Raw genomic sequence first — 13,220 nt, 5'->3', positions numbered from 1 at the left:
ACTGAGCTTCAATGCGGGTCCGCCTGCAGGCGGAACGTATTGAAGTTCAATCTCTGAATAGACACCGTCATACATGACGAAGGAGGGTTGCTCCTTGTTGGACGTGAACAATTTCGAGTATATGAAAATTGGTCTGGCTTCGCCGGATAAAATTCGCTCGTGGTCCCGCGGAGAAGTAAAGAAGCCGGAAACCATTAACTACAGAACGCTCAAGCCCGAGAAGGAAGGTCTCTTCTGCGAGAAGATTTTCGGACCAACCAAGGACTGGGAATGCCATTGCGGCAAATACAAGCGCGTACGCTATAAAGGTGTCGTCTGTGATCGTTGCGGCGTTGAAGTAACGCGTGCAAAGGTGCGTCGCGAACGGATGGGTCATATCGAACTGGCTGCTCCTGTATCCCATATCTGGTACTTCAAAGGTATTCCTAGCCGCATGGGTCTTGCTCTCGATATGTCCCCTCGTTCTCTTGAGGAAATTATCTACTTTGCATCCTATGTTGTGACGGATCCCGGTGATACGCCGCTTGAGAAAAAACAACTCTTGTCCGAGAAGGAATACCGCAGCTACCGTGAGAAATACGGCTACGGCTTCCATGCTGGAATGGGCGCCGAAGCGGTGAAGAAGCTGCTTCAAGATATCGATGTTGAGCGCGAGCTGGAGCAGCTTAAAGAAGAGCTGCGCACAGCACAAGGTCAACGCCGTAATCGTGCGATCAAACGTCTCGAGGTTATCGAGGCATTCCGTAATTCCGGCAACCTGCCCGATTGGATGATTCTAGACGTCCTGCCAGTTATCCCGCCGGAGCTTCGTCCGATGGTACAGCTGGATGGCGGACGTTTCGCTACATCCGACTTAAACGATCTGTATCGCCGCGTAATTAATCGTAATAACCGATTAAAGCGTCTGCTTGATCTTGGAGCGCCTGATATCATCGTTCAGAATGAGAAACGTATGCTGCAGGAGGCGGTTGACGCTTTGATCGACAACGGTCGCCGTGGTCGCCCAGTAACGGGCCCAGGCAACCGTCCGCTCAAATCCCTCAGCCATATGCTGAAGGGTAAACAAGGCCGTTTCCGTCAGAACTTGCTCGGCAAACGGGTTGACTACTCCGGTCGTTCCGTTATCGTAGTAGGTCCTAACCTTAAGATGTTCCAGTGCGGTCTTCCTAAGGAGATGGCGCTTGAGCTGTTCAAGCCGTTTGTCATGAAAGAACTTGTGAACAAAGGTTTGGCGCATAACATCAAGAGTGCGAAACGTAAAGTAGAACGTGTCAGCCCTGAAGTATGGGATGTCCTCGAAGAAGTCATTAAAGAACATCCGGTTCTCTTGAACCGTGCCCCGACGCTGCATAGACTCGGTATCCAAGCTTTCGAACCGATTCTTGTTGAAGGACGCGCGATCAAGCTGCATCCGCTCGTATGTACGGCCTACAACGCCGACTTCGACGGTGACCAAATGGCCGTTCACGTTCCATTGTCCGCGGAAGCGCAAGCGGAAGCACGCCTGCTCATGCTGGCGTCCGGCAACATCCTTAACCCTAAGGACGGTAAACCGGTTGTAACACCTTCCCAGGATATGGTTCTCGGCAGTTACTATCTGACGATGGACAACAAGGATGCCAAAGGCTCCGGTTCTGTGTTCGCTACGGTTAACGAAGCGATTTCCGCATACCAACGCGGTATCGTATCGTTACACGCACGTATTTTCATTCCGGTGAAAGTACTGAAGAAAAAGAACTTCACGGCAAAGCAGCAAGCATCCCTGATGGCTACGACCGTCGGTAAAGTCATCTTTAACGAAATCTTCCCTGAAGATTTCCCGTATATCAACGAAGCGACGAAAGTTAACCTTCTGCAAGGAACGCCGGATAAGTACTTCGTGTACGAAAAAGGCGCGGATCTGTCGAAGTTCGTTAACGATGAAGCTATTGCGGGAGGCGTAGGCAAGGATTACCTTGGTACGATCATCGCTGAATGCTTCCGTCAATACCATACGACGCTTACTGCGGTTATACTTGACCGTATCAAGCAGCTCGGTTTCACTTATTCCACCAAAGCGGGTATTACGATCGGCGTAACCGACGTTATTATTCCGAAGGAAAAAGCGGAGATCATGAAAGCATCTGACGAGAAGGTCGCAACCGTTATGAATCAGTACCGTCGCGGTCTGATCACGAACGAGGAGCGTTATGACCGGATCATCAGCATTTGGAGCAAATGTAAGGACGAGATTACAGAAGTCCTTATGAAATCCATGGATCGTTACAATAACATCATGCTTATGGTTGACTCCAAAGCACGGGGTAACAAATCGCAAATTACACAGCTTGGCGGCATGCGTGGTCTGATGGCGAACCCGTCCGGCCGTATCATCGAATTGCCAATCAAATCGAACTTCCGTGAAGGCCTGACAGTCCTCGAGTACTTCATCTCGACGCATGGTGCGCGTAAAGGTCTTGCCGATACAGCACTTCGTACAGCTGACTCGGGTTACCTGACTCGTCGTCTGGTCGACGTAGCACAAGACGTTATCGTTCGCGAAGACGATTGCGGCACGGATAAAGGCTTTACCGTTAGCAAAATTCAAGACGGTAAGGAAGTTATTGAGGATCTATACGACCGTATCGAAGGCCGTTATGCTTTCGAAACGGTGCGTAATCCGAAGACTGGCGAAGTAATCGTTAACCGCAGCGAGTTGATCGACTCCGGCAAAGCCGACGCGATTATTGATGCGGGTGTAGAGAAACTTCAAATTCGTTCCGTACTGAGCTGCCGCGCCCGTCATGGCGTCTGCAAAATTTGTTACGGTCGTAACCTGGCAACTGGCAAGCACGTTGAGATCGGTGAAGCGGTAGGCATTATCGCGGCGCAATCGATCGGCGAGCCGGGAACGCAGCTTACAATGCGTACATTCCATACCGGCGGCGTTGCCGGCGATGACATTACGCAAGGTCTACCGCGTATCCAGGAGCTATTCGAGGCGCGTAATCCGAAAGGTCAAGCGATCATCTCCGAGCTAGACGGCGTTATCAAGGAGATCCGTGAGGCGAAGGATCGTCGTGAAATCGAGGTTCAAGGCGAAGCTGAGACGAAGATTTATGCCGTAACTTACGGTTCACGTATTCGTGTAATCGAAGGACAGCAAATCGAGGCTGGCGACGAGTTGACGGACGGTTCGATCGATCCGAAGGATATGCTTCGTATTAAAGGTATCCGTGGCGTGCAGAACTACATTCTGCAAGAAGTACAACGCGTATATCGTAACCAAGGCGTTGAGATCAATGATAAACACGTCGAGGTTATGATCAAACAAATGCTTCGCAAAATCCGTATTGTCGATGCTGGAGGTACAACGTTGCTTCCAGGCGCATTCGTCGACATTCACGAATACGAAGCAGCTAACCGCGAAGCAATCTTCTCCGACAATGAGCCTGCGGTTGCGAAGCCTGTGCTTCTCGGTATTACCAAGGCGTCCCTTGAGACGGATTCGTTCTTGTCCGCTGCATCGTTCCAGGAGACAACTCGTGTCCTGACAGACGCAGCTATCAAAGGCAAGGTCGACCAATTGCTTGGTCTGAAGGAGAATGTTATTATCGGTAAGCTGATCCCGGCTGGTACGGGTATGCAGCGCTACCGTAACATTCGTTTCGCTGGGCTTGAGGACGAACTTATCGAAGGCGCAGAGCTGGAAGATGCTACTGAGGCTGTTGTAGTCGAATAATAACGTAGTCGCCGCACACGCAGCGACATCGATTGAGACGATACATTTCCTTTGAGGGGATGTATCGTCTCTTTTTAATGGAAGGATTAAAATTTGGCGTATTTCAATGAATTTTCACAACCTTTAATCTCCTGCAAGTGTTTATAGAGAGAAGAAAACAAATAAAGGGGATGGATCTGTGCCGAACAAACAAAATATCGATAATCTGCTTCATGCAATTCGAGAAAGGTTCGGCATCGAAAACGTCGACTCAGAAGTTGAGGCAGAGTTGAGTGGCATACGCTTAGAACTTGAGAAGTTGGCGAGAAAATCGGTAACTATTCAGTCTTATATTAGTTGAGTTCACATCAATTTCGTGAATGTAACCAGTTGGTGTAAACTAATTAATTGTAAAAACGTAAAAACGACAAGATCTACCATGAATCTTGCTTGACATGCGTATAGCCTAAGTGATAATATATCGAAGTGTGCCTGAGACCTAAGGTTATGGAATCCTTTCGTTTCATTATGAACCGCCTGGGTCTGTGGGCTTAAAATTTGGGTGATATGTCTACCATAATAAAGACATGATTTAGGGGAAGGGGGTGGCAACATGCCAACTATTAACCAGCTCGTTCGTAAAGGACGTCAAGCGAAAGTCGTTAAATCGAAATCGCCAGCCTTGCAAAGAGGTTTCAACGCATTGAAACGTGAAGCAACTGAGATCAGTGCTCCACAAAAACGCGGTGTGTGCACTCGTGTAGGTACAATGACTCCGAAAAAACCGAACTCCGCGCTTCGTAAATACGCGCGTGTACGTTTGACTAACCGTGTTGAGGTTACAGCGTACATTCCAGGTATCGGTCATAACCTTCAAGAGCACAGCGTTGTTTTGATCCGTGGCGGTCGTGTAAAAGACCTTCCGGGTGTACGTTACCATATCGTTCGCGGCGCATTGGATACTGCGGGTGTTAACAACCGTAACCAATCCCGTTCCAAATACGGTACGAAACGTCCTAAAGTTAAGAAATAAGTATAACCCAACCGGGTTAATACCATGCTAGTACAAGCCACTATTAGAAGAAAGGGGGACTTTACATGCCACGCAAAGGTCCTGTAACAAAACGCGATGTGCTTCCAGATCCGGTTTACCACAGCAAACTGGTAACTCGTCTGATCAACCGTATCATGATCGACGGTAAGAGAGGCACTGCACAAACACTGTTATACGATGCCTTCAAACTGATTCAAGAGCGTTCCGGTAAAGATCCAATGGAAGTGTTCGAAGCAGCTTTGAAAAACATCATGCCGGTACTTGAGGTTAAGGCTCGCCGTGTAGGCGGCGCTAACTACCAAGTGCCAATCGAGGTTAAACCAGAACGCCGTACGGCTCTTGGTCTTCGTTGGCTCGTGAACTACTCGCGTAACCGCGGTGAGAAAACGATGACAGAACGTCTGGCTGCTGAAATTCTGGATGCTTCCAATAACACTGGTGCATCTGTTAAGAAGCGTGAAGACACGCACAAAATGGCTGAAGCAAACAAAGCGTTTGCTCACTACCGTTGGTAGGATAACCATTAACGAGAGGAGACATATGTATGTCAAGAGAGTTCTCCTTACAAAATACGCGTAATATCGGGATCATGGCGCATATTGATGCTGGTAAAACGACTACTACTGAGCGTATCCTGTTCTTCACAGGACGAGTTCACAAAATCGGTGAGGTGCACGAAGGTGCAGCTACGATGGACTGGATGGAGCAAGAGCAAGAGCGTGGTATCACGATTACGTCTGCCGCTACAACTGCTCAGTGGAATGGTCACCGTATCAATATCATCGACACCCCAGGTCACGTTGACTTCACAGTTGAAGTTGAACGTTCCCTACGCGTATTGGATGGAGCTGTTGGAGTATTCAGTGCTAAGGAAGGCGTTGAGCCACAGTCTGAGACTGTATGGCGTCAAGCTGACCGTTACAACGTACCGCGTATTGCTTACATTAACAAAATGGACATCATCGGTGCCGATTTCCTTAATGTAATCAAAGATATGCGTGAGCGTCTTCAAGCAAATGCAGTAGCGATTCAAATTCCGATCGGCGCAGAGTCTGACTTTGTCGGCGTAATCGATATCGTTGAACGCAAAGCATACAAGTACAAAGACGATACAGGCAAAGACCCAATCGAAGTTGAAATTCCTGCGGAGTACGCTGATCAACTAGAAGAACTTCGCAACGAATTGGTCGAGAAGGTTGCCGAGCTGGATGAAGAATTAACAATGAAATATCTGGAAGGTGAAGAACTCACTGTTCCAGAAATTAAAGCAGCACTCCGTAAAGGTGTTTGCGAAGTTAAAATCTTCCCGGTTATCGTTGGTTCGTCTTACCGTAACAAAGGTGTTCAATTGATGTTGGATGCGGTTGTTGACTATCTTCCATCTCCTCTTGATGTACCAGCTATTAAAGGTACTCTTGAAGACGGCGAAGAAGGTTCAAGACCATCTTCCGACACGGAGCCATTCTCCGCATTGGCTTTCAAAATCATGACGGACCCTTACGTTGGTAGATTGACGTTCTTCCGTGTGTACTCTGGTATACTGAAATCCGGTTCGTATGTTCTTAACTCAACTAAGGGCAAACGTGAGCGTATTGGACGTATTCTACAGATGCATGCGAACTCTCGCCAAGAGATTTCCGAAGTGTACGCAGGCGACATCGCCGCTGCTGTTGGTCTTAAGGATACAACTACAGGTGATACACTTTGCGAAGAGAAGAACATCATCATTCTTGAATCCATGAACTTCCCAGAGCCAGTTATCTCGGTTGCGATCGAACCAAAAACGAAAGCTGACCAAGATAAACTTGGTATCGCGATTTCTAAGCTTGCTGAAGAAGATCCTACTTTCCGCGCTCGTACAGACGAAGAAACGAACCAGACAATCATTTCTGGTATGGGTGAGCTTCACCTTGAGATTCTCGTTGACCGTATGTTCCGTGAATTCAAAGTTGAGACAAACGTTGGTGCACCTCAGGTTGCTTACCGTGAAACGTTCCGTCAAGCTGCGAAGGTTGAAGGTAAGTTCGTTCGTCAATCCGGTGGTAAAGGTCAATTCGGACATTGTTGGGTTGAATTCTCGCCACTTGAGCCAGGATCAGGCTTCGTATTCGAAAACAAAACGGTTGGTGGATCGATTCCTCGTGAATTTATCGCTCCAATCCAAGCTGGTATCGAAGAGTCGATGAAGAACGGCGTAGTTGCTGGCTTCCCGCTCGTTGATGTTAAAGCTGTCGTTGTTGACGGATCCTACCATGATGTTGACTCCTCGGAGATGGCGTTCAAAATTGCAGGATCGATGGCGCTTAAAGCTGCTAAAGATAAATGTAAGCCAGTTCTTCTTGAGCCAATCATGAAAGTTGAAGTTACTGTTCCTGAAGAGTACATGGGCGACGTTATGGGTATGCTTAACTCCCGTCGTGGTCGTATCGAAGGTATGGATTCGCGTGCAGGCGCACAAATCATCCGTTCCAAGGTACCTCTCTCCGAGATGTTTGGTTATTCCACAACGCTACGTTCCGGTACACAAGGACGCGGTGTGTTCTCCATGGAACTTTCTCACTACGAAGAAGTTCCGAAATCGATCTCTGAAGAGATCATCGCTAAGCACAAAGGTTCTGCTGAATAAGCAAATCACATTGTGATAAGCGCAATAAATATGTGTTTGGCCGAGTTCAGGTGTGAATTCATTCTAAACATCGGCCCACCAATAAAAAATATTAAGTAATATTGAGGAGGATTCAGTTCAATGGCTAAGGCGAAATTTGAACGTAATAAACCGCATGTTAACATCGGTACAATCGGTCACGTCGACCACGGTAAAACAACTCTTACAGCTGCAATCACAACTGTACTTTCCAAAAAATACGGCGGTGTAGCTACAGCTTTTGACCAAATCGACAAAGCTCCAGAAGAGCGCGAGCGCGGTATCACGATCTCGACAGCTCACGTTGAGTATGAGACTCCTAACCGTCACTACGCTCACGTTGACTGCCCAGGTCACGCCGACTACGTTAAAAACATGATCACTGGTGCTGCGCAAATGGACGGAGCAATCCTGGTTGTTTCCGCTACTGACGGCCCAATGCCACAAACTCGTGAGCACATCTTGCTGTCCAAGCAAGTTGGCGTTCCATACATCGTAGTATTCCTGAACAAATGCGACATGGTTGAAGACGAAGAGCTTCTTGAGCTAGTTGAAATGGAAGTTCGCGATCTTCTTTCCGAGTATGAGTTCCCAGGCGATGATACTCCAATCATCCGTGGTTCCGCTCGTGAAGCTCTTCAAAACCCTGAAGGCGACTGGGCTGGCAAAATTATCGAATTGTTCGACCAAATCGATACTTTCATCCCAACTCCAGAGCGCGACACAGCTAAGCCTTTCCTTATGCCTGTCGAGGACGTATTCACAATCACTGGCCGTGGTACAGTTGCTACAGGTCGCGTAGAGCGTGGCGTTATCAAAGTTGGCGACGAGATCGAAATTATCGGTCTTCAAGAAGAATCCCGTAAATCCGTAGTAACAGGCGTTGAGATGTTCCGTAAATTGCTTGATTCCGCTCAAGCTGGCGACAACGTTGGCGCATTGCTTCGTGGTGTAGACCGCAGCAACATCGAGCGTGGTCAAGTATTGGCTAAGCCAGGTTCGGTTAAGCCACACACGAACTTCACAGCTCAAATCTACGTTCTGACAAAAGAAGAGGGTGGCCGTCATAAGCCATTCTTCACTGGCTACCGTCCACAGTTCTACTTCCGTACAACTGACGTAACGGGTATCATCAACCTGCCAGAAGGCACTGAGATGGTTATGCCTGGCGACAACATCACGGTTACAGTTGAACTGATCGCTCCAATCGCGGTTGAAGAAGGAACTCGCTTCTCCATCCGTGAAGGCGGCCGTACTGTAGGCGCTGGCGCTGTAGCAACGATCCAAAAATAATGCCATGCGGCGCTAGCGCCGCATGCATGAAGAACTCCCGCTTTGCGGGGGTTCTTTTTTTGATTCTAATGAACGCGCTGCTCCGCCAAGGACACCGATAACTGTTTCACCTCGATTGTAATAGATAATGATTAACTAATATTTTGACATTGACGCAAAACTAATCCGCATTTATGATAAATGTTATTGAATAAATTATTCATACAATAAATTAATTAGCGAATAACATCGTTTGCATACACACTTTAACGTGTGGAAGCGATAAAGCTTTTAAGTGAGTGTGAATAATTGTTAAAAAATAACATATAAAGCGAGGGGTTCAAAATGAAAAAAAGATTCTGGTTAGGTGTAGGATTAGCTTCTTTGATGATGATTTCGACTGCATGTGGTAATAATGGTGGAAAGACAAGCGGGAGCAACGGGGACACGAATGGCGGAGATGAGGCAAAGGTATACAACATCGCTGTTTCCCAAGTGGTAGAGCATCCTTCTTTGGACGCTACACGAGAAGGATTCTTGAAAGCATTCGAAGATGCTGGCATGGAAGTGGAATTGGATTACAACAATGCTCAGGGAGATCCGAATAACTTCAAAGCGATCGCCGAGAAAATTGCTTCTAGCAATGCAGATCTTGCTCTTGGTATTGCTACACCAACAAGCCAAGCGCTTGTTGAGGATATTACTGACATTCCTGTTCTATTTGCAGCGGTTACGGATCCTGTTGATGCAGGACTTGTTCCACAATTACAAGCACCAGGCGCAAATGTAACAGGTGGTTCGGATATGAACCCGGAATCTATCACAAAGCTGATGGATTTTATTGCCAAAGAATTCCCGAACGTAAAGAAAGTCGGAACAGTTATTAATGAATCCGAAGATAATTCCGTTATTATGAGCAAGATTGCAGCAGAAGCGCTTGCTAAACATGGTATTGAATATGTGAAAGCGCCAGTTGCGAACAGCTCTGAAGTTCAACAAGCTGCACAATCATTAGTAGGCCGTGTTGATGCTATCTATGTGGCATTGGACAATACAGCTGTTGAGGGATTGGATTCGATTATTGATGTTGCAAACGAAAACGATATTCCGTTATTCTCTGCTGATCGTGATACAGTAGTGAGAGGTGCTTTCGCTACGATTGGCTTCGAATACTTCGATCATGGCTATGAAGTTGGTCAATTGGCTGTAGAAATTTTGAAGAACGGTAAGAATGCAGGCGACCTGGATGTATTGACGCCGCAAAAGCTGGACTTCGTATTGAATATTAGTGCAGCGAAAGAACAGGGTGTTGAAGTAACGGATGCGATGAAAGCATACGTTGAAGATCAAGCAAATATTCTGGAATAACCGGCTAGGAGGCGGCATACATGCTCACTTCCCTAATGGGTGCAGTAGAAAGTGGTTTGTTATATGCACTAATGGCTCTGGGTGTATATATTACGTTTAGAATTTTAGACTTTCCTGACCTAACGGTTGACGGGAGCTTTACAACTGGTGGGGCAATCGCAACTGTATTGACGATCGGAGGAGCATCGCCATGGCTTGCGCTTATTGGTGCATTCATTGGCGGAGGTCTTGCGGGTCTCTGTACGGGGTTGCTGCATACAAAAGGGAAAATTAATGGTTTATTGGCTGGTATCATCATGATGATCGCGTTATATTCGATCAATTTGAGGATACTCGGTAAACCGAACGTTTCTCTACGGAATGCAGATAATATCTTTAATGGCGTTGAACCTATTCTGATTGGAATCATAATGGTTATTGTAATCAAGTTCGGTCTAGATGCCTTCTTCAAGACGAACATGGGCATGAGCTTGCGTGGCACAGGCGATAATAGCCGAATGATCCGGAGCTTCGGTGCTAACACCGATACAACGACTATTATTGGTGTATCGTTGTCGAATGCTTTGGTTGCGGGTTCTGGCGCGTTAATTGCTTTCTCGCAGAATGCTGCTAACGCTACGATGGGTGTAGGTATTATTGTTGCAGGATTAGCTTCGGTTATTATCGGAGAAGCGATCTTTGGTGCGAAGACGATTGTCCGTGCAACGTTTGCGATTATTATGGGTGCGATTATCTATCGAGTTATTTATGCTATCGCGTTGCGGATCGAATGGTTGGATGCTTCCGATATGAAGCTAATTACTTCAATTATCATTATTGGGGCACTTGTTGTTCCTACAATCCGCAATTCGATCAAAGGGAAGTCAAACGCTAAGCGACGCTCCGAGCAAGTGATTGCATCTCTTCGAGAAGCAGGCGGAGGTGAACGGTAATGCTGAAGGTAGAAGGAGTATCCAAATTATTTAATCCAGGAACGGTTGATGAGAAGATTGCATTGTTGGATGCTAATTTACACCTAAAGCCTGGAGACTTCGTAACGGTTATCGGAAGTAACGGTGCAGGCAAGTCTACGCTAATGAACTTGATTTCTGGAGTCATGAAACCTGATTTGGGGAATATCTATATTGACGGCAATATGATTAGCGGACTTCCTGAGCACAAGCGGAGTAAATGGATTGGACGTGTCTTTCAGGATCCGCTTGCGGGCACAGCTCCACGTATGACAATTGAGGAAAATATGGCGATTGCATATTTGCGAGGGAAGTCGCGAGGCTTCTCGTTAGGCGTAACCAAGAAGACGAGACTGATATTCCGTGAGGAGCTTGTAAAGCTCGGCATTGGCCTAGAGAACCGGATGGGTGCGAAGGTAGGTCTCTTATCAGGCGGAGAGCGTCAGGCGCTTAGCTTGCTGATGGCGACGTTTACGAGACCACAAATCTTGTTGCTCGATGAACACACGGCAGCGCTTGATCCGGCACGTGCGGAGCTTGTAACAGGACTAACGGAATCCATCGTTCGCAACTTGAACTTGACTACCCTTATGGTCACTCATAACATGGAACAAGCTATACGACTTGGCAATCGGTTGATCATGATGGACAAAGGCAAGATTATTTTGCAAGTGGATGAGGATCGTAAGAAGGAGCTTACAGTTGAAAGGCTGCTCGGCGAGTTTGAGCAAATTAGCGGTAAGAAGATGGCGGACGATCGAGTCGTTCTGGGATAGTAGCAGCTTAAGAAGAATGCTTAATTGATAAGGGATCGTATATCCTTGTCAATTGAGCATTTTTCTTGTTCTGAATGATCAATGCTATGTTTCTTATTCATAACAAAGCTGTACAGGCCTGGACCTGATCATTTCTTGAGTTATATAGAAGAAATCAGATAAAGTTTGGTTTAGGCATCATTTGGATGTGGATCAAAAGTGCATGAAGACCAAAGTGAAGTGCCAATAAAGCCTTTAGTGATGCGGGATTCAGCAATTTCAATAAATATTCGAGAGAAAGAATGTTTTAGTTGCAATCGCCCGCCCAATCCGATATAATATTGACTGTTGGTCTGACGTTGCGTTGATGTGAGAGGTTGCCGACACACCCGGCTCCTTTGCCATGGAGCTTGTGGCGGGTTATTCTCACGGAGTATGTCCGATTAAAAAATTGGGCGAAAGAAGGAGGGACTTATATGGCAAAGCAAAAGATTCGTATCCGCTTGAAAGCATACGATCACAGAATTCTTGATCAATCCGCAGAGAAAATCGTGGAAACTGCAAAACGTTCCGGTGCAGGCGTATCCGGGCCGATTCCGTTGCCAACGGAAAAGCAAATCATCACTATTCTTCGTGCGGTTCACAAGTACAAGGATTCCCGTGAGCAATTCGAGATGCGCACACACAAGCGTTTGATCGATATTGTGAATCCAACACCGCAAACCGTTGATGCGTTGATGCGTTTGGATCTGCCGTCCGGTGTAGATATCGAAATTAAGCTTTAATATGCACAAACATCCGTATATACGATCATAGAGAGGAAATGAGGTGTCAACATGAAAGGTATCTTAGGTAAAAAACTTGGAATGACTCAAGTATTTACAGCTGACGGCAATGTAGTTCCAGTAACGGTAATCGAAGCTGGTCCAAACGTTGTTCTTCAGAAGAAGACAGTCGAAACTGACGGATATGAGTCCGTACAGCTTGGTTTCGCTGATAAGAAAGAAAAAAGATCCAACAAACCGGAAATCGGTCACGCTAAGAAAGCTGGATCGACTCCTAAGCGCTACGTTCGCGAAATTCGCGGAATCAATCTTGGTGAATATGAAGTTGGCCAGGAAGTGAAAGCTGACTTGTTCGCGGAGGGCGAATTTGTTGACGTAACAGGTATTTCTAAAGGTAAAGGCTTTGCCGGCGTTATCAAACGTTGGGGACAAAGCACGGGTCCTATGTCCCACGGTTCCCGTTACCACCGCGGTCCAGGTTCGATGGGTTCCATCCAAGCGAACCGCGTACCAAAGGGCAAACGCCTACCAGGTCACATGGGTCACGAGACAATCACGATCCAGAAGCTTGAAGTTATCCGTGTAGATGCGGAACGCAACGTAATCCTCGTTAAAGGCTCCATTCCAGGACCTAAAAACGGATTCGTTAAAGTCAAACAAACGGTTAAGAACTAATCGTTCTTAAAAAGAAA

The 13,220-nt window shown here is 46.8% G+C and carries 10 protein-coding genes; all 10 read left to right on the top strand.

The window, feature by feature from the left end; genetic code table 11:
• Positions 1-94 precede the first annotated feature (94 nt).
• Positions 95-3,721, top strand: a complete 3,627-nt coding sequence (gene rpoC, locus ACX1C1_RS04540; RefSeq protein WP_458955952.1) for a DNA-directed RNA polymerase subunit beta' — start codon at positions 95-97, stop codon at positions 3,719-3,721.
• 592 nt (positions 3,722-4,313) lie between these two features.
• On the top strand, positions 4,314-4,733 hold the full coding sequence (gene rpsL / locus ACX1C1_RS04535; RefSeq protein WP_458955951.1) for a 30S ribosomal protein S12: 420 nt from the start codon (positions 4,314-4,316) through the stop codon (positions 4,731-4,733).
• Between the two features lie 65 nt (positions 4,734-4,798).
• Positions 4,799-5,269: a 30S ribosomal protein S7 gene (gene rpsG / locus ACX1C1_RS04530; protein ID WP_458955950.1), complete on the top strand. Its 471-nt coding sequence runs from the start codon at positions 4,799-4,801 to the stop codon at positions 5,267-5,269.
• Positions 5,270-5,298: 29 nt separating this feature from the next.
• Positions 5,299-7,380, top strand: a complete 2,082-nt coding sequence (fusA, locus tag ACX1C1_RS04525; protein WP_458955949.1) for an elongation factor G — start codon at positions 5,299-5,301, stop codon at positions 7,378-7,380.
• Between the two features lie 120 nt (positions 7,381-7,500).
• On the top strand, positions 7,501-8,691 hold the full coding sequence (tuf, locus tag ACX1C1_RS04520; protein ID WP_458955947.1) for an elongation factor Tu: 1,191 nt from the start codon (positions 7,501-7,503) through the stop codon (positions 8,689-8,691).
• Between the two features lie 324 nt (positions 8,692-9,015).
• Positions 9,016-10,038, top strand: coding sequence for an ABC transporter substrate-binding protein (locus tag ACX1C1_RS04515; RefSeq protein ID WP_458955946.1), 1,023 nt, complete (start codon positions 9,016-9,018; stop codon positions 10,036-10,038).
• A gap of 20 nt (positions 10,039-10,058) precedes the next feature.
• On the top strand, positions 10,059-10,970 hold the full coding sequence (locus ACX1C1_RS04510; protein ID WP_458955945.1) for an ABC transporter permease: 912 nt from the start codon (positions 10,059-10,061) through the stop codon (positions 10,968-10,970).
• Positions 10,970-11,764: an ABC transporter ATP-binding protein gene (locus ACX1C1_RS04505; protein ID WP_458955944.1), complete on the top strand. Its 795-nt coding sequence runs from the start codon at positions 10,970-10,972 to the stop codon at positions 11,762-11,764. Before ACX1C1_RS04510 ends, ACX1C1_RS04505 begins: the two co-directional genes overlap by 1 nt.
• Before the next feature lie 455 nt (positions 11,765-12,219).
• A complete protein-coding gene (rpsJ, locus tag ACX1C1_RS04500; RefSeq protein ID WP_005544556.1) occupies positions 12,220-12,528 on the top strand; it encodes a 30S ribosomal protein S10 in 309 nt (102 codons plus the stop codon).
• A gap of 51 nt (positions 12,529-12,579) precedes the next feature.
• The gene (gene rplC / locus ACX1C1_RS04495) at positions 12,580-13,203 is read left to right on the top strand and encodes a 50S ribosomal protein L3 (protein WP_458955943.1); all 624 of its coding nucleotides are present in this window, start codon (positions 12,580-12,582) and stop codon (positions 13,201-13,203) included.
• Positions 13,204-13,220 lie beyond the last annotated feature (17 nt).

The sequence above is a fragment of the Paenibacillus sp. strain BS8-2 genome (assembly GCF_054483835.1).
The sequence above is the reverse complement of the archived record's forward strand: the minus strand, read 5'-3'. Positions and strand labels throughout refer to the sequence as shown.